At 52.0% G+C, this 26358-nt stretch carries 23 protein-coding genes, 1 tRNA gene and 1 rRNA gene; all 25 read left to right on the plus strand.

Going from position 1 to position 26358, the window contains the following annotated elements; genetic code table 11:
- Nucleotides 1-132 precede the first annotated feature (132 nt).
- The 25 genes from rrf (at nt 133) to H6B15_RS04320 (ending at nt 26348) form a co-directional block, all read left to right on the plus strand.
- Nucleotides 133-249, plus strand: a 5S ribosomal RNA gene (rrf, locus tag H6B15_RS04200).
- A gap of 166 nt (nt 250-415) precedes the next feature.
- A tRNA-Lys gene (locus H6B15_RS04205) sits at nt 416-491 on the plus strand.
- A gap of 841 nt (nt 492-1332) precedes the next feature.
- Complete coding sequence (locus H6B15_RS04210; RefSeq protein ID WP_204646628.1) at nt 1333-2511, plus strand: IS110 family transposase; 1179 nt, start codon at nt 1333-1335, stop codon at nt 2509-2511.
- A gap of 784 nt (nt 2512-3295) precedes the next feature.
- The gene (locus tag H6B15_RS04215; RefSeq protein ID WP_204646458.1) at nt 3296-4615 is read left to right on the plus strand and encodes a radical SAM/SPASM domain-containing protein; all 1320 of its coding nucleotides are present in this window, start codon (nt 3296-3298) and stop codon (nt 4613-4615) included.
- A gap of 197 nt (nt 4616-4812) precedes the next feature.
- The gene (locus tag H6B15_RS04220; RefSeq protein ID WP_204646460.1) at nt 4813-6423 is read left to right on the plus strand and encodes an ABC transporter transmembrane domain-containing protein; all 1611 of its coding nucleotides are present in this window, start codon (nt 4813-4815) and stop codon (nt 6421-6423) included.
- Between the two features lie 745 nt (nt 6424-7168).
- Nucleotides 7169-8092 carry a ParM/StbA family protein gene (locus H6B15_RS04225; RefSeq protein ID WP_204646462.1) on the plus strand — a complete coding sequence of 308 codons (924 nt, stop codon included), beginning with the start codon at nt 7169-7171 and terminating at the stop codon, nt 8090-8092.
- A complete protein-coding gene (locus tag H6B15_RS04230; RefSeq protein ID WP_204646464.1) occupies nt 8089-8367 on the plus strand; it encodes a hypothetical protein in 279 nt (92 codons plus the stop codon). Before H6B15_RS04225 ends, H6B15_RS04230 begins: the two co-directional genes overlap by 4 nt.
- 145 nt (nt 8368-8512) lie before the next feature.
- Nucleotides 8513-9061: a translation initiation factor 2 gene (locus H6B15_RS04235; RefSeq protein ID WP_204646472.1), complete on the plus strand. Its 549-nt coding sequence runs from the start codon at nt 8513-8515 to the stop codon at nt 9059-9061.
- 117 nt (nt 9062-9178) lie between these two features.
- A complete protein-coding gene (gene dcm / locus H6B15_RS04240; RefSeq protein WP_204646476.1) occupies nt 9179-10237 on the plus strand; it encodes a DNA (cytosine-5-)-methyltransferase in 1059 nt (352 codons plus the stop codon).
- Between the two features lie 118 nt (nt 10238-10355).
- The gene (locus H6B15_RS04245) at nt 10356-15728 is read left to right on the plus strand and encodes a SpaA isopeptide-forming pilin-related protein (protein WP_204646478.1); all 5373 of its coding nucleotides are present in this window, start codon (nt 10356-10358) and stop codon (nt 15726-15728) included.
- Nucleotides 15725-16453: a class B sortase gene (locus H6B15_RS04250; protein WP_204646480.1), complete on the plus strand. Its 729-nt coding sequence runs from the start codon at nt 15725-15727 to the stop codon at nt 16451-16453. The genes H6B15_RS04245 and H6B15_RS04250 overlap by 4 nt, the downstream gene beginning before the upstream one ends.
- A 39-nt stretch (nt 16454-16492) precedes the next feature.
- Nucleotides 16493-17176, plus strand: coding sequence for a DUF3846 domain-containing protein (locus tag H6B15_RS04255; protein ID WP_345941932.1), 684 nt, complete (start codon nt 16493-16495; stop codon nt 17174-17176).
- Nucleotides 17177-17275: 99 nt separating this feature from the next.
- The gene (gene metK / locus H6B15_RS04260; protein WP_204646484.1) at nt 17276-18418 is read left to right on the plus strand and encodes a methionine adenosyltransferase; all 1143 of its coding nucleotides are present in this window, start codon (nt 17276-17278) and stop codon (nt 18416-18418) included.
- Nucleotides 18418-19389, plus strand: coding sequence for a DUF3991 domain-containing protein (locus H6B15_RS04265; RefSeq protein ID WP_204646486.1), 972 nt, complete (start codon nt 18418-18420; stop codon nt 19387-19389). The genes metK and H6B15_RS04265 overlap by 1 nt, the downstream gene beginning before the upstream one ends.
- A 20-nt stretch (nt 19390-19409) precedes the next feature.
- On the plus strand, nt 19410-20441 hold the full coding sequence (locus tag H6B15_RS04270; RefSeq protein ID WP_204646488.1) for a hypothetical protein: 1032 nt from the start codon (nt 19410-19412) through the stop codon (nt 20439-20441).
- A gap of 12 nt (nt 20442-20453) precedes the next feature.
- A complete protein-coding gene (locus H6B15_RS04275; protein WP_204646489.1) occupies nt 20454-21260 on the plus strand; it encodes a DNA methyltransferase in 807 nt (268 codons plus the stop codon).
- Nucleotides 21261-21359: 99 nt separating this feature from the next.
- Nucleotides 21360-21698 carry a hypothetical protein gene (locus H6B15_RS04280; RefSeq protein WP_204646491.1) on the plus strand — a complete coding sequence of 113 codons (339 nt, stop codon included), beginning with the start codon at nt 21360-21362 and terminating at the stop codon, nt 21696-21698.
- Between the two features lie 159 nt (nt 21699-21857).
- On the plus strand, nt 21858-22124 hold the full coding sequence (locus H6B15_RS04285) for a hypothetical protein (protein ID WP_204646493.1): 267 nt from the start codon (nt 21858-21860) through the stop codon (nt 22122-22124).
- Nucleotides 22125-22185: 61 nt separating this feature from the next.
- Nucleotides 22186-22608: a hypothetical protein gene (locus H6B15_RS04290; protein ID WP_204646495.1), complete on the plus strand. Its 423-nt coding sequence runs from the start codon at nt 22186-22188 to the stop codon at nt 22606-22608.
- Nucleotides 22605-22919, plus strand: a complete 315-nt coding sequence (locus H6B15_RS04295) for a plasmid mobilization protein (protein WP_204646497.1) — start codon at nt 22605-22607, stop codon at nt 22917-22919. Before H6B15_RS04290 ends, H6B15_RS04295 begins: the two co-directional genes overlap by 4 nt.
- A complete protein-coding gene (locus tag H6B15_RS04300; protein WP_204646498.1) occupies nt 22913-23665 on the plus strand; it encodes a hypothetical protein in 753 nt (250 codons plus the stop codon). Before H6B15_RS04295 ends, H6B15_RS04300 begins: the two co-directional genes overlap by 7 nt.
- A 96-nt stretch (nt 23666-23761) precedes the next feature.
- Nucleotides 23762-24985, plus strand: coding sequence for a relaxase/mobilization nuclease domain-containing protein (locus tag H6B15_RS04305; RefSeq protein WP_243424271.1), 1224 nt, complete (start codon nt 23762-23764; stop codon nt 24983-24985).
- On the plus strand, nt 24942-25214 hold the full coding sequence (locus H6B15_RS04310) for a DUF4314 domain-containing protein (protein ID WP_204646502.1): 273 nt from the start codon (nt 24942-24944) through the stop codon (nt 25212-25214). The genes H6B15_RS04305 and H6B15_RS04310 overlap by 44 nt, the downstream gene beginning before the upstream one ends.
- Nucleotides 25211-25945 (plus strand): PcfB family protein, encoded by a 735-nt coding sequence (locus tag H6B15_RS04315; RefSeq protein ID WP_204646503.1) that lies wholly within the window; start codon nt 25211-25213, stop codon nt 25943-25945. Before H6B15_RS04310 ends, H6B15_RS04315 begins: the two co-directional genes overlap by 4 nt.
- 88 nt (nt 25946-26033) lie before the next feature.
- Nucleotides 26034-26348: a hypothetical protein gene (locus tag H6B15_RS04320; RefSeq protein WP_204646504.1), complete on the plus strand. Its 315-nt coding sequence runs from the start codon at nt 26034-26036 to the stop codon at nt 26346-26348.
- Nucleotides 26349-26358: the final 10 nt, after the last annotated feature.

The raw sequence follows: 26358 nt of genomic DNA on the forward strand, positions 1-26358 counted from the left end.
AGCTAGCGTGTACTAATAGGTCGAGGGCTTGACCCCATTTTCTTAGAGTACTTCATTTGCCAGCAGTTCGATATTCAGTTTTGAGGGCACATACCTCAGAAAAGAGAAGCATGACAAGTGGCCATGCAAATGGCCGGTGTCGATGACGGTGAGGATCCACCTGTTCCCATTCCGAACACAGAAGTTAAGCTCACTGGTGCCGAAGATAGTTGGCTGGAGACGGCCTGTGAAAATAGGTAGATGCCGGCTTCTCTTACAAACAGCAGCCTCCGGGCCGAGCCATAGGCCCGGTCCGGAGATTGCTTTTATAAGCGCCATTAGCTCAGTTGGTAGCGTTAGTAGCCAATACTAAAGCTGAAAGCCGCTGAACTATTCAAAACAGGATTTGACGCTGTAACGCGGAAAATCCTCATACGCGCCATTAGCTCAGTTGGTAGAGCAACTGACTCTTAATCAGTGGGTCCTGGGTTCGAGTCCCCGATGGCGCACCAAAAATAGGCTGCAACAATTGTTGCAGCCTATTTTATTGTATGCTTTAGCGAAATGAGAACCCCCAGCTCTGCTGGGGAGAGTAAAAAAGCTTTAGCTTCAAGCATCGAGCGAAGCGAGAAGGGAGCAGCAACTTTACCATTGTCAAGAAAGCTGATCTTGGATAGACAGCGCCCGTTTACGGGCTGTAGGGCAAGTGATGCAAGTGGCGGATTTTTCAGTGCCTCTTGAGAGGCTTGCCGGTACGATGCCCTTCTAGGGCTTACACAAGCCCCCGGCTTAGCCGGGGGTCTTGACTTGATGATATGGCCGTAGATCTCATGTTTGTCGTGCGTTTTTTATGACGTTATCATGATTTCTTAAAAGCAGTATCAAGGCGTTGGTATCCGTAACTTTTTTGAGGTAGACAGCAGGATCACCGTTAAGGATTAAATCGGTATATACAGCTAAATCGCCCGTTGTTTCGATTTCGCTTGCTCACCCGATGTTCTTGTTCCCAAATGCTTATATTAGAATATCAAAATAGATAGGACAAGTATGCCCATTTTTAGCCGCTCGGTTTCTGGCAATGCCGGAACCGGGCGGCTTTTTGCTTTTCCCCCTTGTATTATAGAGTCGTAGTTATTAAAGCCCCTCCCCAAGGGCTGTGCTACACTGTAAGGGATGCTGCGGATCGGTGCATTTCCCCCTACCACAAGATGGTTCTGGAGAGGTTCCAACCACAGTCCCTTACATTTTGTTAATCAGTTAAATACCGCTAGACGGTTTATGTGGAACAAGGCTACAAAAGTAAGGCGCTCTGTGGATGAAGCATCACATTTTTCGTCGGAGGTATTTGTTATGATGGTTTCTGTTGGCATTGATGTTTCAAAAGATAAGCACGATTGTTTCATCGTCACTTCTGATGGTGAAGTTCTGTCGGATGTGTTCACTATCCCCAACACCATAAACGGATTTCACTGTCTGTTGCGAAGAATCCAGGATTGCACCAGCACACAGGACAAAATAAAGGTAGGGCTTGAGGCAACCGGGCATTACAGCTACAATCTGCTCGGTTTTCTTCTTGACAATGGTCTAACCACCTATGTCCTGAACCCCTTGCGTACAAACCTTTACCGAAAGAGCCTCAGTCTGCGAAAAACAAAAACCGACCGGGTGGATGCACGAACGATTGCGTTTATGTTGTTATCCGATGCAAGCCTCAACCCCTACACAGATACGGCATACCACACCGAGGAACTAAAGTCACTTACCAGATATCGTTTTGACAAGGTGAAAGAGCGTGCCAAGCTGAAAAGTTCCATTGCCCGATTGGTTTGCATCCTGTTCCCAGAACTGGAAAAACTCGTTCCCTCTCTGCATATTGCTTCTGTGTACGCTCTGCTGGAGGAGTTTCCTGGCGCTAAACAGGTTGCCGCAACCCATTTGGCACGGCTGAAAGCACTTCTTGAAACCGCCTCGAAAGGTCGCTACAAACGGGATATGGCTCTTGAAATCCGAAAGGCTGCCAGAAACTCTATTGGTTCTTGGATGCCCGCCAAGTCCCTTGAATTACAGCACACTATCCGGCTCATCCGTGAACTGGATAATGAAATTGCTGAAATCGAAGAACAAATCCAATCTATTATGGATGAGCTTCATTCTCCCATTACCACCATCCCCGGAATGGGCTTCCGTATGGCTGCCATGATCCTTGCTGAAGTTGGCGACTTCTCAAGGTTTGAATCCCCGGACAAGTTATTGGCCTATGCCGGGATGTCTCCCTCAACTTACCAGTCCGGGCAACTCAAAAATTGTTATCCGCATATGGAAAAGCGCGGCTCACGATACCTGCGCTATGCACTTTACAACGCAACCAAGTACGTCTGCCAGTGGGAATTGATCTTTGCCGCTTATCTCGCCAAGAAGCGGACAGAGGGAAAGCACTACAACGTTGCCATCTCTCACGCCGCGAAGAAACTTGTTCGTCTTATTTTTGCTATGGAGAAATCTGGGCGACCGTATTGCACCTCAGCAGCGTAGCGTTTTCTTGTTAGCCTGTGTCGGGGCTCCTGCGAGCCTCTGCTTTGCTATGCCTTTTTGCGCCATCTCATATTCACCACCACCATTCACTTCTTGAGGTTGACTTTTAATAGTTAATCTCTCCACACCTCTCCCCCTAGTATAAATTTACCGGCTGGGAAGAAAAGTTATCTACCAGCCGTTTACATAGATCCGCAAATTTTAACGAAAAACAAAAGTGAGGCAAAAACCATGAACATTGGCATCGATCACGGCTATTATGCTATTAAGACGCGGCACTGCTCTTTCCCAGCCGGTCTTACAGCCTACGGCAGCCACGAACCTTACACCCGCCAGGAGAAAAGTGCAAGCTAAAAGGAAAATGCGAAGATAGCCCTCATTCCTCCTAAAGCAACATAAGCGACCGCATGTTTGTGCATTACTATGCTTTGGTAACGGCTTTTGTTGACACCAACTGTACAGAATGATATATTTAGTTATATATGAGGTGATTTATAGTATAGATATTCGCATCAATTTTATAAACACTCTGAGTATATTAGATTTTCTCCACCAAGAGCGTTATAGACACACAATGTATCAGCCAAGGATTCTTATATGATGTCTATTATCTATGCTTTCAAGCGTAATCCACATACTCGTTTTCCTCTTAATATTTCATTAAGCGATGGGAGTGGTGACCTTTGAGTTTATGTGAAAGCATTAAGAGACCGCAAGGAGCAAGCACAAAAATATATACTTTCTTTGACATAAAACTGCAATATATAAGGAAGGGATTATTGCAATGAAGGTCACCAAGTATTGGCACGCTTATCCCCTAGACGAGAAAGGGCAAATGCTTCTCTATAATGCATTTACCAATGCATTAGCCCGCATCGAACCCGAAAAGTTCCAGCAGTTTATAAGTTTTGCAAAAGCACAAACTCCTATTGATGATTCAGAGTTAAAAAAGCAGCTAACGATAGGAGGATTTTTGCTCGAAGATAATGTTGATGAACTGGCTCTCCTACGCTTGCGTTTACACTCAACCAGATATGATAGCACCTCCTTTGGGTTGACCCTGGCCCCCACTATGGATTGCAATTTCCGGTGTGTTTATTGTTATGAGAGCAAGGTAATTCACCACACCTATATGAGTGTTGAAGTACAAGAAGCAGTGGTGAAACTTCTTGAAGAACGGGCTAAGCATATTCGCAATTTCTCTGTGACATGGTATGGTGGCGAACCTCTACTGGCATTTGAAATAATTCTCCGCCTTTCTAAACGGTTTATTGAAATTTGCGAAAAAAATGATATTACCTACACTGCAGGAATCATCACCAACGGATATCTCCTCACCAGAGAAAAAGCGGAGATGCTAGCAGCTGCAAAGGTCACTTTTTATCAAATCACTATTGATGGTACCAGAGAAAGCCATGACGCATCCCGGCCACTAAAAAATGGCGCAGGAACCTATGATAAGATATTTGACAATTTGGTACAATGTGCGGACTTATTAACCAATGTTTCTATGCGTGTTAATGTGGGCCACAATAATGTACAGGCAGTGGATTCCATTTTTGAAAAATTAGAGGAATCTGGTCTTTCTGACCATGTTGTACCGTATTTGGGAAAAATCACTAATGATAACGGAGATCCAGAGTTAGAGTCTATTTGTTTTACAACTTCAGAATTTGCAAAGCTCGATTTGGAATACACTTTTTCGCACTCATCCCACCTTGACTGGTTCGGAAAATATCCCACTTTAAAAGGCAATTATTGTGGAGCCGATTGTTACCAAGCGATGGTAATTGATCCTGACGGATTTATATACCGGTGCTGGAATGAGATCGGAAATCATTCTTACGCGGTAGCGAACCTCTTGAGGAGCACACCAGACAATTTGTCTCTTTATTTTGATTATATGTTATTTGATCCTACAACTGACCCGCAGTGTTCACACTGTGATGTCTTGCCTTTGTGTATGGGAGGATGTCCTTATTACCGTGTACATGACCGGCAGGAAAATCTGTGTTCAGTTTACCGTACAGAACTGCAAGAGTATTTGATCGCTGTTGCACATAAATTATTAGAAGAAAAGAAATCTGCCGGTTGCTCTGATTGAGAAATAGTATATGGTTCTGCAAAAGCGGAGCAATATATTTTTTCCTTCTACTTGGATTGAACGGCCCATATTCCATGTAGACGGCAGGCATTATTTTTATAGATTAATAATCGATTGTCCAACTGACATCCGTTACTTCCAAATAGGATGATGTCAGCGTGGATCGCTCCTCTGTTCTAAGGGAGTGACAATAGATAATGACAATATTACGCGTATGTAAAAAATACTTTCAAAACAATTATGGCAAGCTCATTATTTTCACGGGGCTTGCGATGATTTCTCAACTTTTTGGGTTACTGATGCCATACCTAATCGGTAGCTTTATTGACGGACTAAATCGAAATCAAACACTGGACTTTGTTTTGAAATATTGTTTAGCCTTTCTTGTATTCTCGTTATTGGGGTTACTATTAAATTATATTATCAATCTCCTATATGTTAATTTACAAATGTCGTCGGTCTATCTTTTCAATACAAATCTAGTATTCCATGTCCAACAGGCCCCAATATCATATAGCGAAGGGAAAGATCTCGCCCATCTTAATCAGCAAATTAACACAGATGTAAATGTTTTGATCATGTTTACACTTGGAGTGCTGCAGAATTTTATAGCAAATTTGTTTATACTTCCAATTGTGATATCCGTCTGTGTCATACTAAATTCATTAGTAGCTAGCGTATTACTTGCCTTCTCAGTTCTTTACATTTTTCTCTTCCTAACGACCAAAAAAATGTTATTCCTTTATGACTACACCTGTAAAGAGGCACAAAGCCATTTTTTCGGGCGAATGTACGAGCAATTGGCAAATATCCGTTTTCTGAAAGAGAATAGTGCCGAGAATTTCTTTCGGGAGCGGTTAGACACACCCTATCAGGAGCTCTACAAAGCAACAATAAATAGTCAAAAATTTTTAATGGTGTTTGGAAGCCTAGATAGTGTAATTGGCTTTGCTTTACAAATCGCACTTTTTCTATTGGGTGGTTATAGCATTCTTTCTGGCCGATTCTCTATTGGTCTCTTTGTAATGTTCTCTTCCTATTTTTCTATTGTAATGTCTTGCTTACGTTACTTTTTGAGCTTCGGCAAAGAGTATGAAAGCGCGTCTGTTTCGCTCAAGCGTTTACTAGATATACAATACGTTCCAGAGGAAAAGACTGGAGCAATCAAAATCAACGAATGTCAAACAATCAAGGTACAACACCTGACATTTCGGTATAGCGAAACAGATCAGGAGGTTTTTCAAGATATTTGTTGCACTTTTTCAAAGGGAAAGACATCATGCCTTGTTGGGCACAACGGTGCTGGAAAAAGCACATTGATCGGTCTATTGTTGGGCTTATATAATGAGAAATATCCTAAAGGATGTATTTGGTATGATGACTATGACCTTCAAGATTTGGATACCGGTTATCTACGTAAAAATTTGATCTCTGTGGTAGCACAAGCTCCTTACACTTTTGCCGGTACACTTTGGGATAATCTGCTCTTGAAAAATCCTACTTTGGCACAGTATCAGCGCGTTGAGAAGCTGGTAGATATTTTTGACTTGCCCAAAAGTTTATTAGCCAGGGACGTTCCTATTCAAGGACTATCAAATGGAGAACAGCAAAAAATATCTATTATTCGAGCTTTTCTGCGGGATACACCAATCATTATTTTAGATGAACCCACATCGTCTCTGGACACAAAAAGCGGCAAAGCTTTAATGGAATTAATCGATAAGAGCAAAGAAAATAAGATTATCATTTTAGTCTCACATGATTTATCAGTGATTCAACAATGCGATACAGTAGTACATTTTTCGTGACAGTTGTGGACGACTGCGGACAGCCGGTTCTTTTTGATTAATAAATTTCCTAATTCTTGTATGAAGGAGGTTTGATGTATGGAATACCTTATATTACCATCTGCAACACCCGAGCCTTCTGATGGAGGACACTGCTGGATTGTTTGCCATGGCCGTTGTGGTATTGTCATGGGAAGCCCTACCAAAACACCACAACCTACGGCAACACCTAGCCCGACTCCCTCACCAACGCCGAATGCTTCTCCTACGCCACACAGATGCTGGCTGAAATGGCTATTCTAAAATCCAAAAGCATAATCAAACTAGATGTCGGCCTAGACTCTTAGTCCGCACCACAGCTATTACGCTGGTTTGTTGTTTAAGCAAACAGCGCAATAACAGCCGCTTTTCTCCTCTTAGATGGGAGAAAGCGGCTGTTTTACATTGGGAAAACAATGGTGAAATCACGCATCATTTTTATGGATGGCTGATTTTTTGAAAGATCATCAGGATTTACAATTAGTTATGGAGAACCGCTACTAACCGCAGTTTAAACATTTTCATAAACAGAAAACTACATGGGACAAGTGCGCCCATTTTTAGCCGCTCGGTTTCTGGCAATGCCGGAACCGGGCGGCTTTTTGCTTTTCCCCCTCTCCACACCTCTCCCCCTAGTATAAATTTACCGGCTGGGAAGAAAAGTTATCTACCAGCTGTTTACATAGATCCGCAAATCTCAACGAAAAGCGAAAGTGAGGCAAAAACCATGAACATTGGCATCGATCACGGCTATTACGCCATCAAGACGCGGCATTGTTCTTTCCCAGCCGGTCTTACAGCCTATGGTAGCCACGAACCTTACACCCGCCAGGGACTCCTTGAGTTCGGCGGGTGTTTTTTTGTTTGCGGAACCGGACGGCAGCCGATCCAGCGCGACAAAACCATCAACGACAACTACTACCTGCTGACACTGGCAGCATTGGCACAGGAAATCCGCAGCCGGGGCGCACCCACCGAGTGTACGGTGCGGATCGCGGCGGGCCTGCCGCTGACCAGCTATGGCCGGGACAAGCCGAAGTTTCGCAGCTATCTGCTTCGTCCTTCCCAGCCGGTTCAGTTCCGTTACGAGGGCGTGGAATACAGCATCACCATCTCGGATGTGCAGTTGTTTCCCCAGGGTTTTGCGGCCCTGATGGCCGAGCCGGACCTGCTGACCGATGAACCGTCGCTGCTGCTCATGGACATCGGCGGCTGGACGGTGGACCTGATGCGGATCGACAATGCCCTGCCGGTAGCGGAAACGGCACACAGCCTGGAACTGGGGATGATCCGCTGCATCGATGAGATCCGGGAGCGCGTCCGTCAGGAAACCGGACTTTCGCTTACCGATGCTCAGATCGAGCAAATCCTGGCAGGCCAGCCCTGCAGCCTGTCGGACGAGGTGCGCAGCATCGTGAACAAACAGGGCCGGCTGTATACCGAGCGATTGTTCTCCGCGGTCATGGAAGCGGGCTTTGACCTACACGCTATGCCGCTGGTCATGCTGGGCGGTGGGGCCTGCATTGTGAACCGCCACGTCAGCCCCAAAGACGGCCTGTGCCGCGTGATTCCGCTGCTGGATGACCGGGTGAACGCCATCGGTTTCGAGCGCGCCTTGGGCCGCGTTCAAGGCACGGTGAGCGAGGGGTGAAGCGTCCGCAATACGTTTTCAGGCCGCAGCTGAGCATCCCGGATCACCGAAAAGCGTGGGCTTATCTTCAGCAGATGCCAGCAAATCAACGCAAGGATTTTCTAGTCAGGGCGATCCTAGCTGAAGAACAGCGGGAAGCATTCAAGCAGATGCTGCGGGAAGTGATCCGGGAAGAACTTGCGCATGGAGTTGTGATCCAGGAGCCTGCAAAACCTACTGCGGAGAAAGAGGTACCCAAACAAACGCTGGATTTTTTGGCGTCCCTCTGCGACTGACCGCTCAATCTCCATTGTTGCTTATGATGTGTTTTGGACACCGTATTCGATGTATTATCGTTGGTTTTAGTGAATAGCTTTCTGCTTGCGTTTGCAGTATGCTTTGCTTAGCCCAAGAGGAAAAGCACAAGAAAGGAGCCATAGCATGAGCAAATTAACGGTAACACTTCCGGATGATCTGCACGCACAGATCCGGCAGGAACTGGAAGAAAAGGGCATCACCACCGGCCAGTTCATCGAGATGGTGGTCACGAAATACTTTACGAAAGACAAGAAAGGAGAAAACGATATGGCAACCAGAACCATCGCATTCCAGGTATCCGAAGAACTCTACCAGCGTATCAAAGACTACCTCAAGCACTATGAGGAAACCTACGGACGGAAGCTGAGCCAGAAAGACTTCATGATCCAGCTTATCGAGGCCGAACTCGATGCTGTTAACGAGGAAGCCGAGGCGGCAGCCGCGCAGGAGCAGGACCCCAGCGCGGAGATACACGACACCGTGGGCGATGAACCTGCGGAAGATCCGGCAGAGTCGGACGATGAAGAGGAACCGGGCCTTGATCAGGAGAACAACGACCCTGATGAGGACAGTGACACCGGCGAGGGGACTTACACCGAGGACGATTCCGATGAAGCCACGGATGGCGAATCGGAATACGGCGAAAGCGGTGATGCCTACACAGAAGAATAACCATAACAGCCAGCCCCGCAGGTCAACAGCCTGCGGGGCATTTTTCATATCTCTATGAAAGGGGGAATGCCTTTGCTTGTGCCCTGAATAACAACACCATCGATCAGAAAGGAGCGGATGCGAAAGACCATTCACTATATCGATATGTTCGCTGGCATGGGCGGCTTCCGGGAGGGGCTGACCAGGGCCGGCAATTTCATTTGCATGGGACACTGCGAGATCGACAAATACGCTGACCGCAGCTACTGTGCCCTGTTTGACACGGAGGGAGAGTGGTCCATTGCCGATGCCCGAAAAGCAGATCCCGAAACAATGCCTGACTTCGAACTGCTCTGCGGAGGATTTCCTTGCCAGGCTTTCAGCCTTGCCGGCAATCGACGAGGGTTTGGAGATCCCCGCGGGACTCTCTTCTTCGAACTGGCCCGACTGGCTGAAGCCCGGAAGCCTCGCTATCTGCTGTTTGAAAACGTACCCGGCCTGCTTTCTCATGACGGCGGACGGACGTTTGCGACGATCCTCCATACGCTGGACAGACTGGGGTATGGTGTGGAATGGCAGGTGCTTAACAGCAAAGATTTCGGCGTTCCCCAGTCCCGCCGCAGGGTGTACCTTGTCGGATATCTTGATGCTCGATGTAGAGGAAAAATACTTCCTTTCACCACAGCAGCAGGAAATGCTCTTGCACAAGTTCGACCAGGTACCCAGGAAGAACGAATCTATTCCCTCAACGAAGTAAGCCGTATCCTGGCTGCACAAGCGGGTAGCTTCGGAGGTCGTACCATTGGTGTGCCCGTCAAGGAGGAAATCTGGAAAGGCCGCAAAATTGCCCACACCCTCACCACTGGATCAACACAAGGGACACCATGCTTTATCGACATGAACCGTGAGACGGAAATCACCGAGATTGCCAGATGCCTGACGGCAAAACAGACTGGAGGGATTCACAATCACAAGAGGGAGGCCTCCGGCGTTCTGTACAATGGCCGCATCCGCCGCCTGACACCACGGGAGTGCCTGCGTCTGCAGGGCTGGACGGATGACCGCATCGACAAGGTGCTGGCTATTCAAAGCGACAACCAGGTCTACAAACAAGCCGGAAATGGCGTGACGGTCAATGTGGTGGAAGCCATCGGGCGGCGGATGATCGAATTGGAAAGCCAGATTGCACAGAGATAATGAAAGGAGAGAATGGTATCAGAGAAACTACAGGTAATCGAAACACCAATTTTGAGGAAAGCCCTCTTGCAGAAAATGCAAGGAGGCTTTTTGTTTTCCATAAACTGGGAGGTTGGATATGAACCATAAAAAATGGATTCGCCTGGTCTGCACAGTATTGGCACTGCTGCTTTTCGTTACGGGAAGCGGTGTGAGCTTTGCTATGGCAGAACAGCCGGATAAGGAAACAGTGCTGACCGAAGAACAGGCCGCCACACCCGAAACCGCTGAATCCGCAAGACTGAGCCTGACCGTTCTGGACTCGGACTACTCCGGCTCTGAAAACGGCAATATCGATGAGAGCCTGTTCAACACGGAAACCGATCATGCTGAGATTGCAGCCGGTAAGATCGTTCCACTTCTGCTGCAGGTGGATGGACCTGCTCAGGGCAGCAGCGTGACAGTCAAGTTGGATAAGTCGGCCCAATTTTGTGATCCCCGCGGTCAGGAACTGTCTGGACAGGAATGGAAGCGCACGTTCCAGCAGGAAAGCCAGTCCGCCTGGATGCTGTATGTGACGTCAGGTGCTGACTTTACGGTAACGGCTATCTACGAGGATCAGTCCGGCAACCGTGTGACCCGGGCCGCAGACATTGCGAGGAAGGCGGCCCCGACACTGTTCCGGGCTGCCCAGGCGAGATCCACCACGCAGTACCACATTACCGATGTGTCCAAAGTGGGCGGTGAGTGGCTGATTACCTTTGAAGGTGAAAACGAAAGCTACTGTATGGACGAAGGATTGAGTGGCCGTCCCACATCGAGCGTGTACTGGACCTATTACGGTACAACAGACCTGCTGGACAAAGCAGCGGCAGCCGGCTGCACCAGCAAACTGGATGTACAGAGATACGTCTGGGCACATCGGGGAGAGGCAAGCGATTCCGGCAGTGCGTATGTCTATGCGGCTTCGGAACCGGGCTGGCAAAATGTAGTGACGCGGTATGCCCCGCCGGATCTGCCGACAGAACCGGGAGAACCTGAAGAACCGGAACAGCCGGAAGAATACTATGCCAGCTGGGAAGCCCCCTCTCAGTCTGCCGGCGGCAGCTTTGATATGAAGTTCACCGTGAATACGGACAAAGTCGGTCTGGATACGGGTGAGAAAGTGGACGGTGCCAAAATTACCATTACCCCGACAAAGACAAGCGGCAGTGTTGACGGCGGCAGCTGGCAGATGAGTCCTGCTGGGGCGCAGACTATTACCACTTCCGGTCACACAAACGATGACAGCTATCAGAACAACGGTGGCGATGGCACGGTAACCTGGTCGGTGCATTATGAGGTCAGCAAGACCAGCACTAGTACACTCAGCGGCCAGGTTGGGCCCTTCGGCAGCCAGGATGAAGCAGATGCAGCGGCAGAAGAAGCCAAGAACGCAGCAGTCTCGCAGCTGCAGAACGAGGCGCAAGGCATGGTGGATGCAGCTATTGCAGCCGCCCGTGCTGAGCTGGCGTCGATTCGTTTCTCCTACGATGAAGTGGAAATCCCGTATGGTTTCGAGGAATTCAATGGCAGTCTTGGCAGCCACCAGACCATCACCGTGCCTGCTGACAGTTCCAACGACTACATTATGAAGAACGATGAGTGGTCACTTCAGATCAACTTGAAAAAGGTGGACAGCGAAACTGGCCAACAGATTGCTGCCGATGCCGCTTACAAGGTCTATGAATGGGACACCGTGACACAGAAGTATATCCCGTATGGTGGGTACAATCAGTACACGGTTATTCGCAATGAGGATGGAACCTACTCTGTGGCAAACGGATCAGCGTATGCTTCCGGTGACCCAATCAAAAGCCGGACAATGTATTACACGCAGCGCAATGAAGGACGATTCCTTATCGTGGAAACTCGTGCGCCCTCCGGATATTATGGCGATTGGACTGATGCGAAACATCCCGGTACTGCAGGCACCCCCTTGGGTAAGCGTGCGTATTCCATTGTCATCACGCAGGACAATGACGGCAGTGTGATCTGGTTGGACAATGAAGATTACAATGCCGACATCGCCTTCGAATACACTGGCGGCACAAAATTGCTGACCTCCGGCGGTGTGGAAACCACTGTGACGATCAGCGATGAAAAGAAGGATGCCACCCGTGTCTATAAGACCGACAGCACCGGCCTCGCAAACAACGAGGACAGCTACACGATGACTCCGAAGGATGGCAACTTCCAGAATGATCGCGTTTTGGGCGAGATTATTCTGACGAAATCAGATCTGGATCAGCTGCGACAGAATACACCCCGCAGTGCCAGCAGCTCTGCAGTATCCGGTACCGCACCTCACGGTGAAGCCAGCATCGAAGGGGCCGTGTACGATCTTTACGCGGCTGCGGATATTCTCCATCCAGACGGTGTGACCGGGGTGGTTGATTACAGCAAGATTGTGGACAGTAGTGGTAAGCCTATCTGGCATACCACTGTGCGTACCAATAGTGGCTGGGATGAGAGTTATCTTCCCATTCTTGCCAAAGACCATCTGGTGGCCAGCGCCGAGATCAAGGATGGGAAGCTGGTGTTCGGAAACCTTTATCTTGGTCGGTATTATCTGGTTGAACGCGCTACTGGTATTGTCCTGCCGGTGGATACCAACAGCAAGTTCTACATCACCGGACAGTACCCGGAACTGAACCGTGAGCTGGAGCCGACCGGCCAGTATTCTCCCCTGGAACAGTCCGATGGTGAGTATACCGACTATATCTATAAGAATCTATATTCCGCTGTGGCAGAGGGTCGTGCGCTGGACGGCAGCAAAACCTACGATGGCTACTACCTGAGCTACGCCGAAGGGTACCTCTGCGATGAGGTCAATCACTATCAGACCCTGTCCTATGGTGATGAGTCCGGGTATGTGATCCGTGAGAGTGAGCACAGCCTGGATGCAGTGCTGAAGGGCGGTTTTGAGCTGCGCAAGCTGGTGAGCACCACCGGTCCGGGCAGCCCCGCTCCCAAACTGGAAGGCGCGGGCTTCACCATTTACCGCATCCCTGATCTGAGCAAGGCAGATCAGTTTACCCGCAACCCGGACGGTAGCTACAACATCCAGAGCGTGCTGGACGCCTACCGCAAGGACAATTACGATAACGAAACCCTCAAATATGATTTCAGTCAGGAGAGTCAAGCCGTAGCGCGGATGTTTGAGAGCGACACCGATCTGGTGTATGTCTACAATGCGACTCTGACAGAAGCAGGCGACAATGCCAACGGGAGCGGTCTCGGCTGGGTGCCCACCGGCACGACCAATGAGTACCGTCTCGAAGAGATCTTTACCAACGAGGAAGGTGTGTTCCGAGTGACTGGTCTTCCCTATGGGCAGTATCTTGTCGTGGAGTCCACCATCCCGAAAGATGTGTTCCAATGCGATCCCTTTGGCTTTACGGTGGACAGCACTACTCCGCAGAGCGTCATGTGCCAGCCCAACGGAAGTGCGACCGAACCCAGCAACAGTTACCTGACTTATAACATCCTCGATGAGGAAATGGAAGGTTATCTGAAACTGATCAAGGTGGATGCCGAAACCGGCAAGGCAGTCAAACTGGCCAACACCTCTTTCGCCATCTATATGCTGCATGAGGATGGAACCAAAGAGCGCCTGTCCATGGTCGATCCCAGCAGCGGTGATCCAACCGAGAAAACCAACGTGTTCTATACCGACAGCGAGGGCCGCATGAAAACCCCCGAAAAACTGCCCCTGGGCCGATATGAGGTCGTGGAGTTGGAAGGCCCCAACGGCTTCTTCAACGATGAGCAGTATTCGGTGGAGTTTGAGATCTCTTCCGACTCGGCGTGGGAAGTGATTGGTAATGCTGTCAACGACATGGATGAGTATATCCTTACCCAGGAGTACATCAACCATGAGACCTTGGGCCGGTTGACCATCCGCAAAACGGGCCCTGTTCTGACCGGCTGGGAAGAAGAAAACAGTGACCTGATCGATCCGCAGTATAGCGGAGAGGCGTGGCCCGGCCACTTCGTTTACGAGGATCGGCCCATTCCGTATGCCGAGTACACCATCACAGCCAATGAGGACATTTACACCCAGGATCATCAGGTCGACGCCGATGGCAACCGGACCCTTTGGTATGCCAAAGGCGATGTCGTTGCTGTTGTACAGACGGGCGACGGTACCAGCGATATCGTTACATTCGCACCCGGCCGCACCAATTCCACCTATGATTTCCTCTCGATTATCCACGATGGAACCGTAGGCGAAGTGACAGTGACGCTGCCTCTTGGCAGTTACCACATTGAGGAAACCAGTGCTCCATATGGTTATGTTGGCACCAAGCAGAGCTACGATGTGGTATTTTCCTGGGATGTCCAAACCAACAGTGTAGTTATGGCTCAAAGCATTACCTCTACCGATGAGGAAGGCAATGCATCCACGGATACCTTTGAGGTTGTCAACGCGGATGAGGCCACCGCCGAACAGGCAGAGGCTCAGGTCCTCAAATTCTACAACGAGAGGGTCAAAACTGAGTTCACCGTCTGCAAGCGGGACGTCAAAACGGATGCGCTGGTTGCCGGTGCTGTCTACAACCTGTATACGGTGGATGATATCTACAATGGCTCTGGCGAGCTGCTGTTCCATGCAGGGGATCTGATCGCAACCTCGGCTCCTACCGACTCCGAAGGGCGCACCACGTTCACCTGTGATCTGCCGCTGCGGGGGCTCTACTATGGCATGAGCAACGTACAGATCCCCGAAAACACCACCGCAAACAGTGGACGCTATCTGCTTCGTGAGCTGCGCGCACCGGAAGGATACTACCTCGACGCACCCGACCAGGAGCTGGCCTTCATCTATGCAGGCAGCAGCATGCCCGTGGTAAAACTTGAGCAGACCTTCAAGAACGACGCCACTTCCTTCTTCATCAGCAAACAGAAGCTGACTGGAGATGAGGAGTTGCCCGGGGCAACACTTACCATCCAGGACGAGGACGGTACTGTTGTGCGCCAGTGGGTCAGCGGCGACAAGCCCACCGAAATCCGCGGACTGAAATTTGATACGGTTTACACTCTGGTGGAGACCGCCGCGCCCAACGGATACGAGGTTGCAGAGTCCATCAAATTCAAATTGCAACAGCGCAAGGATGAAAACGGCGATCTTCTCAATGAGAACGATGTGTATATCTGCACTGGCCGCGACTGGCTCATTTTCGATCATTGGACATTGATGGCGGACGGCATGGTGGTGATGCGCGATGCACCCACTCCTGAGACTCCTCCCACACCGAATAATCCGGCTCCGACTCCAACTCCGGAACAGCCGGTCAGTACTCCTGCCCCCACACCGGCACCGTCTGTCCCTGTCCTTCCTCAGACCGGTGATATTCCGTGGCTTCCGGCTGTCCTGTTCGGAACAGGGGTGGCGGCAGCCATGGGCTTGGGACTGACTCGGAAGAAGAAACACACTGGAGGACAAGACAGCCAGAGTAAAGAAAAATGATGCACCGCTTTGTAAAGGGGCTCCTGCTTGGAATCCTTTTCATCTGCAGCATAGGATTGCTCTGGTTTCTGGTAATCCAGCCGTTTCTGACGCAGAAAGATGCAGAGGATCTGAAAGCCCAATACATTGTCACTGCGCCGCAGGCTGAATCTGCAGAGAGTGAACAGGATGGCGGGGAAAAGCACCAATTGGATTTTGCATCCTTGCGTTCTCGCTATCCGGATGTTCATGCATGGCTTACCATTCCCGGAACCTGTGTGGACTATCCTGTAGTGCAAAGCAGTGCAGATGATCCTGAATATTACCTTCGGCGGAATTATGATGGACGGTGGAGAATGGCTGGAAGTCTGTTCTTCCAGTATGACTGTACCCCCAAAAGCAAGAATGTCGTGATCTTCGGTCACAACATGAATGATGGGACCATGTTTGGTGTGCTGGAAAAACTGGCCGACCAGAAGTTCCGTGAGCAGCATTCGACGATTCTCTTGGAAACGGAGGATGGAGTACTGGAATACCAGATCGCATCAGTTTTGACAACCGACCTGTCGAGAATCCCTTTTAACCGGACAGCGTTTGCAGATGAACAGGATTACCTCGCTTTTGCCGCCACGATGCTGGAAGGAACAGGGTATGAACCGCAAGCAGCGAAACGCCTGCTGACGCTGGTGACTTGTGCCTACAACTGGGATGGAGCTCGGACAGTCGTTGTCGCTGTAGAGAAATGAATTGCCTGAACGGAGAAAGGATGTGATAGATGGTTGAAAGTGCTGATCGTTGAGCCGGGGCAGTATCCCCGGGAAGCGGAAATCGAAAAGAGTCTGAAAGCGGAACAGGCGGTGGTCGGGGGACTCATCGAATGTGTGTATCCCTGGCAGGACAACGCTTGCATAGTCTGCAATGATGAAGGCAAGCTGGAAGGGCTGCCCCTTAACCGAACGCTGGATGACTATGACGTGATCGCCGGGACCTTCTTTGTGGTTGGGCTCACTGAAGATGATTTCTGCAGTCTGACCGATGAGCAGGTGGAGCGGTACAAAGCCATGTTTTTCAAACCGCAGCTGTTTGTTCCGTATCGCGGCGGTCTGATGCAGGTGCCGTATACCAACCCTGATCTTCCGAATACCCCGGAATCCATCAAGCAGGATTTTGCAATCCGGCACAACCTGCCGGAATTGAGCTTCTGTGCGGTTGAAGGATTCGACCATGTGATGCTCGTCCAGTACGGGAAAGATGGATATTGGGAGATCGATGCTCCCCCGGAAGGCATCGATGCCAAGACGTATGCGGAGCGCCTCAACGCCGCAATGGGTGTTACCAAACAGCAACAAACGGCCATGCTGTATGGTCTGACTGTTGGATGGGATATGCTGGCGCTCCGCTTCCCTGACATTGATGAACAAGGACGCATTACCCGGCCCCGAAAAAACCGGGATAACAAAGAGAGATAAGCCATGACCCAATATGTTTTTAACCAGGCGCGCAGCCCTCCCGGCTGTGCGCCTTTTTGTTTTGCCATAAACACCAATCAACATACAAAGGAGAAATCTATGCGCACTTTTTATTCTGCTGAATCTGTCACCGAAGGCCACCCCGACAAGCTCTGCGATCTCATTGCAGACAACGTCCTGGACGCGTGTCTGACCGGAGATCCCGCCAGCCGCGTCGCCTGTGAGGTCATGGCCACCCGTGGTCACATCATTGTGGCCGGTGAGATTACCACCGAAGCAAACCCCGACGTGTTCAACATTGCCCGGGACGTGCTGCACAGCGTTGGGTACGACCCCAAGAGCTTTCAGATCGACTGCTATCTGCATCCGCAGAGTCCGGATATTGCCGGAGCTGTTGAGGTGCCCGCAGACAGCCCTGAAGATGATGAGGCCATCGGGGCAGGGGACCAGGGTGTCGTCATCGGATACGCCTGCAACGAAACGCCCGAACTGATGCCCATGCCCGTGATCATCGCCCATCGTCTTACCAGTTTGCTGACCCTGGCCCGCATGACCGACGCGGTGCATGGCATCGGCTCCGACGGCAAAGCCATGGTGGTTGTGGAGTATGAAGATGACAAACCGCTGCGGGTAGATCAGATCCTGCTGTCGGTCCAGCATGACGCGGGGGTACATATCGAGGATATCCAGGCCGACATCTTCTCCCAGGTCATTCTGCCCGCCCTCAAAGGGATGCCCACTGATGATCGGATGGAAGTCATCCTCAACCCCAGCGGCAGCTTCGTGGTGGGCGGCCCGGAAGCCGACACCGGCCTGACGGGCCGCAAACTCATGGTGGATGCTTACGGGCCTTTTGTGAGCCAGGGCGGCGGGGCACTGTCCGGCAAGGACCCCACCAAGATTGATCGGACCGCTGCGTACATGGCCCGCTACATTGCGAAGAACCTTGTGGCTGCCAATATTGCGGACCGTTGCCGCGTGGCCCTGACCTATGCCATCGGCATGGCCAAGCCCATGGCGGTTACGGTGGACACCTTCCAAACGTGTTTTCGTTGGGATGACGAATATCTGGCAGCGGCAGTGCGCCATGTGTTCGATCTGACCCCGGCAGGCATGATCGAAACCCTCAATCTGCGGCAGCCGATCTATGCCCGTACTGCCGTCGGCGGGCATTTCGGACGTGAGGATTTTCCTTGGGAGCAGGTGGATAAAAGCAGCCTGCTGATGAGGGCCCTTTCCTGATGCCTGGTGTCAGCAAGGAACAGATCGCCGCCGCCAAAAAGATGACGGCCATTGAATTCTTGCGGCGGTATCGTTCCGCAGATCTGGTCAAAAGCAGCGCCCACGGCGAGTTTGAACTTCGCAGCCATGATAGCTTCAAGATCAACGGAGAGTCCAGCATTTGGCACTGGAAAAGTCGTGGGATCGGAGGCAAGTCTGCCCTGGACTATCTCGTCCATGTGGAGCAGTGCGGATTCGTAGAAGCCGTGCGGATGCTGTGTGATGAGGTACCAGGGTACATCCCTGTCGCCCATGAGGAGGTGGAGCAGAAGCGCCCGGAGTTCTCTCTTCCGCCTGCTGCCCGCAACAACGCCCGGGTTGTGGCGTACCTTTGCGGGCGAGGCATCTCCCCAGTGGTGCTCAGTTACTGTGTGGACCGTGGCCTCGTGTACGAAAGCCTTCCGTATCACAACTGTGTGTTTATCGGCAAGGATGAAAACGGCACGGCCCGGTATGCAGCCCTTCGGGGGACCTACAGCCATGGCCGTCCATTTAAAGCCGAAACGCCGGGCAGCGACAAGCGGTATGGCTTCTGCATTCCGCCGCTGCATCCTTCCACCACAGTGGCAGTATTTGAGGCGGCTATTGATGCCATGGCTGAGATGACTCTCTCCGATAATACCGCAGACAAATACCGCCTCTCGCTGGGCGGCATCTATGCTCCGAAAGAAGAAAATGTGGAGATCAAGACGCCGGTGGCGTTGGTGGAGTTCCTGCGGCAGCACCCGGATGTGGACACCATCCAACTGTGCATGGACAATGATGAGCCGGGCCGCCATGCGGCGCTTGCCATTGCCCGCAATCTCGGCAGCAAGTACAAAGTGTCCCTGTGCCTGCCGCAGATCGAGGGCGGCGACTATGCCGACCTCGCCAAACAAATCAAACAGGCAAGATGTGCCTGTACCCAACATCGCACCGAGTTGGCGCGATGACCATAACGGAGGTGATGCGATTGAGTGAACGCATTTTCAAAATGTACTCTCCGCTGACTGGTGAACTGTACCAGGCCGGAGAGTATGAATATGAGGATTCCGCCGACGAATACAACGGCGAAGAACTGCTGCTCTATGCGGAGGAAATTGAAAAGGCAGTCAAGGCTTACACCGACAACGGTACCGAAGATCTCATGAAATACTTCGATGAGAGCGATTACATTAAGCAGCACGTTCGGAGTCTGGTCCCCTCGGTGGAAGTTTGGAACGGGCGGCTTTATGGCTGTACCACGGTGCGGGCGGATGAGGATCTTTCGGCACCTGGCTGGGACAAGCTCATGGACTACCTGACCGGACAGTATTCAGATGGCTGGGGCGAGGGCTTCGAACAGCGTGAAATCGAGACCGAAGATGGCCTGCTGTATGTGCATTTCTGGCAGGACCACGACTTCGACTTCACGGTGGAAGAAGTCACGCCTTCGAAGAAGTACGAGATCACCGACATCGCGCATCCCAAAGATCCCAGCCTGCACCGTATCCGCGCCCTGCAGCGGGTGAGCGAAACCGTTGGCCCCGGCACCCTGGGTGGCTATGTCCAGAGCGAGGAAAATCTGTCCCAGGAAAACGATGATGCCTGGATTTATGGGGATGCGGTCTGCTGTGAGAAAGCATTCGTTTCAGGCAACGCATTTTTGACCGGCCAGGCACGGGTCAGTGGAACGGCACTGGTCGCAGGGACTGCGGAAGTCGGCGGGCAGGCCCGCGTCCGTGATTATGCAGTTGTGACCGGTGGTACGGTGCAGGAATGCGCATTGGTATGTGGGCACGCTGTTGTCCGCAAAAACCCGAGTACGGAGTGCATTCCTATGGTAGAAGGCCACGCCACCGTGATGGGAACTGTGGCCGGTGCGGTTTACCTGGGCGCGGATGCCTTTATCCTGCCGGGAAACACAGTGGATAACCCGACCAACAGTGTCCTGGCCATCAACGGGACCCATGTGCGGCTGTACAGCATTGAGCAGGTCAAGCCGCCGAAAGCACCTGAACGCTGAGTTACAGAAAGGATGATGCCTTTGACGAATACCCTCCAGCAAAACACGTTGTTTTCTTCCAACGATTTTTCTCTGCCCGCACCGGAACGGGTCAGCGGCAACAACTGGACGATCCTGCATGGCGATGTCATGCACATTGTTCCGCACATGACCAGAGCCGTCTTTGATGCCGTTATTACCGATCCGCCCTATGCCAGCGGCGGTGCCAACCAGACAGCCAAGAACCGCTCGACCACCGAGAAGTACAGCAACCTGCGTGGCGGCAAGGCTCTGCCGGATTTCGATAGCGACCAGATGGATCAACGCAGCTGGACCCGGTGGACTTGCGAATGGCTTCAGATGGTGCGCGCTGCCTGCAAGCCCGGCGCGCCCATCTGTCTGTTCATCGACTGGCGGCAGCTGCCCTCCATGACCGATGCCCTGCAGTGGGCCGGGTGGATCTGGCGCGGAATCGCAGTGTGGGATAAGCCGTCCAGCCGCCCGCAGCGGGGGCGGTTCCGCCAGCAGGCCGAGTTTATCGTTTGGGGTTCCAACGGCAAGATGCCGCTGGAGCGCAATGTGGGTTGTTTGCCGGGGGTATTCCGTCAGGCCAACCCCGCCAACCGCATTCATGTGACCGAAAAGCCCCTGCAACTCATGCGGGACGTGGTGCAGATCTGTGAACCGGGAGGTCGAATCCTCGACCCGTTTGCCGGTTCTGGTACCACCATTCTGGCTGCGGTCCAGGAAGGCTATGAAGCGGTAGGCGTCGAGCTCTCCGCCACCTACTTCCAGCTTGGTACCCAGCGTGTGAAGCAGGCGCTCGAATCCCAAAAGTGAATCATGCTATGATTCACTTTTTCTGAACGTAACATAAACCGACAGCGGAGTGAATCATAGCATGATTCACTCCGCCTCATTTTTGGAAGGAGAACTGATATGAAACGTCCCTGGGCCTATGTGTGTGCCACCAATGACACCAATTCCAAGACTTTGCGCGGCTATTGCCGCACGATTTTTCAGTGCGGGTATGTGCCGGTCTGTCCTCGTTTGCAGGACGGGCAGTTCATTGTGCTGGAAAACCCTGATGAACGCCATGCTTTCAACGAAATTGTGCGGGACAAACTGCTCCGCTGCACAGTGTTGGTGGTTTGCGGCAAGCATTCGGATGCGACTACCAACGCGGAAGTGGGCCTTGCCAAGAAATACAGCAAGGTCCTCACCACGTTGGATGGCGTTTTGCAGGCCGCCGAAAAGGGAGAACTTCTCACCGACTGAAAGGGGAGGGGAACGACCTCTCACCTGCTGGCAGACGGTTTTGCTAGCATAGCGTTTGGATATCCAAACGCAGATTTTTGGGGTGTGCCCCAAACCCCCGACGGCCTGCAAGCGCCGTGCCGCCAAAGTACAAGAAGAAAGAATACCGGAGGTATACAAATGGAACAAGACGTCATAATGCTGCAGGAGTATCTCATTCACTTGCTGGACGGAACCATCATCCGTTGTAGTGAGGATTATGAGACGCCCGACGACCAAAGTGTTGTCACCCGAGTCCGAAAGGCTGCGCCCACGGATGTGTTTACGGTTGGCAACGCGTTTGATGGATACAAGTATATTCCCAAATCCAGCATACTGTATCTTGAAACCGGCGACGTAGTCGAAGAGTCCCCCGCGGAAAGGGTGCTCCGTAAGGTGGGCCATTAACAGTATTTTGCATGAACGGGATCGGTAACGCGTTATATTGATTATCTTGGGAAAGGAACAGGTGAAAACCATGAGTGGATTTGAGATGCGGGCACAGTTTTACCCGCTGGTGACCGACTTGGAGCGGTTGAAAGAGGAAGCAGCGGAGGGCGTACCGTACCCCTTCCTTGCCGAAGAAATGCTGGAGCTCTCGCCCAAAGACTACCGGCAGTTCTGCAGTGCCCTGGGGCAGCGGTACGCATTCGAAACCGACATTCCCAAGGAAGGGTATGATACGGTGTACGGTGCCTTCCATTGTTCTCTGGTTACCACGGTATCCGAAAAAGAAGCAATTCTCCTGACCAGGGTGGCCGGGCAGATGTTCGGTGCCTATCTCCCGGACAAGACACTTCTGGATCTTACGGGGGTACCGAAGAAGCAGGTGGCCCTCGAGTCGTGCCACAACCAGGAAATTCGCATCGGACACCCGGATGCCGTCCGGTGACCGGACGGAAGCGCCGCCACGTTATTCCCCTTCGGCTGACCGAGAAGGAACTGAAGCATCTGAACCGGCTGGCAGCGCAAAGCGGGTTATCTCGTGAAAAGCTCCTGCGGGCGCTGATTATGGGCGAAACCATTCGTCCGCGTCCCTGTACCCATCATGAGGACCTGCTGCGAAAAGTGTCCGGACTCTGCAACAACGCCAACCAGGTGGCCCATCGGGCAAACAGTACTGGTGTGGCCGGTCAGGAGAGCGTGGATAAAATGATTCGGATCTCACAGGAAATCTGGAAGGAGGTGAAAAATCAATGGTAAAGAAATATCAGGAAACCGCCAATTTTGTATCCGGCGTACTGGATGTTACTGAACTTCAGAATATTTCGCCGTTTATGAGCAAGCCGCAGAAGTTCTCCGTACAGCGGGCTCTGGTGCTCAGCGATGCCGACTATCAGCTTTTTGTGAATGATGACTTTCGCAGACCGCCCGTTGTCATCCGCGCCAAACAGCGCTACATGGGATTTGACGCGAAGAAGAAAGAATGGAACTGCCTGCTGGTGGTGAGTGAAATCAGTAAAGACGGCATTCTGGTGGGAAAAGAGCCGGACGCCGAGCGCTACTATATGGCCTATGTCCCCGAACACACCAACCTGAAGCTGCCGTCGGATCTGCCGGTGGAGTTCTGGACCAACGTCTGTACCACCACACTGCAGCTGCAGCCTTCGGCAGAAGCACATCCTCCGCTGACGGAACAGGAAAACCGTCAACAGCACTTCGCGTCCTTTGTAGGGATGCAGCTGTCGACGGTATGCTTTGATCTGCGCTTTATGTCCTATGACCCCGAAAAGGACGAGATGGTGACCCGCCTGTATGGCGGACCTCACGATTACATCGAGAGCCGTGGGACTCCGGAGAAGATCGCCAAGGAAAACCACTTTTCGGGCAAGCTGCGAGGCATCTTCTTCAACATGGACTACCGCAACATCAGTCATCCGTGTCTGCCGGAAGAAGCGCCGCAACCCAAACGGAAAACTCCCCGAAAAACCAGGGAGGAAGGAAGATGAGCTATGGCCTATACATCCATTATCCCCGTCCGCCGCCTGGACCGAGCGGTGGACTATGTGCGGGATAAAACCAAGACAACACGCAGTCCCAAGTCTTTGCAGGACGCAGTGGACTATGCCCTCAACCGGGATAAGACGGAGTCGGATTGCTTTGAAACTGGACTCAGCTGTGTATGTGAAACCGCCTTCGAAGATATGCGGGATACGGTACAGCGCTGGCAACAAAATGCCGGTGTGCAGGGATATCACCTTGTTCAAAGTTTCGCTGAGGGAGAAGTCACGCCGGAACTGGCTCATCAGATCGGGGTGGAGCTGGCTGAGCAGCTGCTGCAAGGCCGTTTTCAGGCGGTGGTTACCACTCACCTCAATACCAAACACTATCACAATCATATTGTGTGGTGTTCGGTGGCTCTGGACAATGGCCGGAAATACCACAGCAATGCCAAGTCCTACTATACCGAGGTGCGGGCCCGTTCCGATGCGCTCTGCCGAAAATACGGCCTTTCGGTGATTGAAACTCCGGAAGGGGAGAAAGGAAAAAAGCAATATGCCAAGTGGCAGGCAGAAGAAGCCGGCAAGCCGACCTGGCGGACCCTGATCCGGCAGGATATCGAGGAAGCCGTCAGCCAATGTGTGACCTGGACCCAGTTTGTCAGAGCGCTGGAACGCAAAGGGTATGAGATACGCATGGGAAGGAAGTATCCCACCTTGCGTCCACCGGGCAAAGAACGGTTTGTACGTTTCAAAACCCTGGGAAAGCAGTATACCCCGGAGGCCATCAAACAGCGCATCCTCTACTCGCAGAAAATCTACCCAGCAGAACCACACGTCCATCATACCCGGCTGCACGGGACCTACCGGAAAGCGCGCAAGCTCAAAGGCTTGCGCGTTTTCTATTATCGGGAACTGTATATGCTGGGGGTCTTTCCCCGTAAACCTTGGTATCCATCCCCGGCCGTGAGGGAGGAGATTCGTCAACTCGACAAGCGAATTGAACAGTACGAATTTCTGATGAACCGGGATATCCGCACTCTGGCGCAGCTGCGAGATCTCCGTGCCCAAACGGAAGCGGAGGTGCGGCAGCTGAACGCAGAGCGCAATCGCCTGTACAAGACCGATCCGAAAAGTGACCAAATCCCGCTGATTACCCAACGTCTGCGGGAACTGCGCAAGACCATCAAATTGTGCAAGCGAATCGAAGAACATTCGCTGGAAATGGCACAGCGCCAGGAAGAAGAACAAAAGCGCCGTGCCGAACAGGGAAGGAGTAATGCCCATGAACGCGAATCAATGGAATTACCGGGCCCAGTACGCCCGTGATCACTACCCGCCCGGCACCCGTGTTCGGTTGCTGAATATGCCCGACGATCCCCAGCCCATTCCGCCCGGCACAACCGGCACGGTGATGGGCGTGGATGATGCGGGTCAGCTGCTTATGAAGTGGGACAACGGACGGGCTCTGAGCCTTCTGCCTGGAATGGATTCCTTCGAGGTGATCAGCCGTCCGAAGGCCAAAGACGTACAGCGTCACAAAGGAGAAGCCAGATGAACTACGGCGCAGAACCGGCAGAGCAGGTCGTTCGCTACTCGCTGGAGGGCACCGAAGTTGCCCTGCGTCTTTCGGGATCGGCGGCGATCACCTTTGCCAAGTTTGTGGCCGCGATACTCAAGGATCAGAAAAAAGTCCATGGCAAAACCCGGCTGGTCCGCCTGTTGAGGGAGGGCAAGCCGTTAAAATTCTTCTCAGTGGAAAAAGAGCGGATGCGGGAATTTGCCCACGAGGCAAAGATGCACGGCCTGCTGTTTGTCCCCATGCGGGACAAGACCGATCCCGACCATATCGAGATCGCAATCCTGGCGGATGACGCCTCCAAGGTGAATCGTATCTTTGACCGCCTGCAGCTGGATGTAGTGGACACCGGTATGGCAGAAGCGGTGGATGAGGTGGCGCAGGACATGGAGGTCGTGCCCACTGAAGCACCGGACACTCCGCAGAAAGAACCTCAGAAGGAGGACGAACCGCCGGTTTTTCCTTTCCCGGCCCGTCGCCAGACGGAGCCGGAACCCGCCCCTCCGTCCATGCCTTCCTCGAACAGCAGCGAGAAATCGCCGCCTATGTGGCCCGGATTCCGCGCCGACCAGGTGCGGGTCCGGGGTAAACGTCCCAGCGTCCGACTGGAACTGGGCGAGATCCGCGCCATTCTGGCCGCCCGCAAGGAACATTCCCCCATGCCCAGGTCGCCCATCCGAATCCACCGGGACGGTCCGGTCCGCGGGTAAAAGTTTTCCGTTTGTTTTCATTTGCGGGATAGCTATTTGCGCCTGTATGTGATACTGTTTCGGTAAAACAAACCAAAGGAGGAAGCCCATGAGCGAACGTATCATGAAGATGGACCGGAACGACAAAAGTATTCTCATCCGCGCACTCCATGCCCGGTATCGTACCCTGAAAGCCAGTGGGCAGCCTTGTGAAGAAGTAGGACGTCTGATCCTGCGCATCGATGCCACAGACCCCGGATGCCTGCGTCTGGAGGAGGCCGAATACCTGCTGGCAAGGAATGCCCTCAATGACCTGCGCAACCAGCGCATTGCCAGCGGTGGTTACACCGACGCCGCCGACGCGGCCCTTGCCAATCTGCTTCGGGCCAAAGTGCCTTTCCATCTCTTCGGCCATACGCGCTGAATTACCATCT

The sequence above is a fragment of the Gemmiger formicilis genome (assembly GCF_016900095.1).
Classification (GTDB): domain Bacteria; phylum Bacillota; class Clostridia; order Oscillospirales; family Ruminococcaceae; genus Gemmiger; species Gemmiger formicilis_A.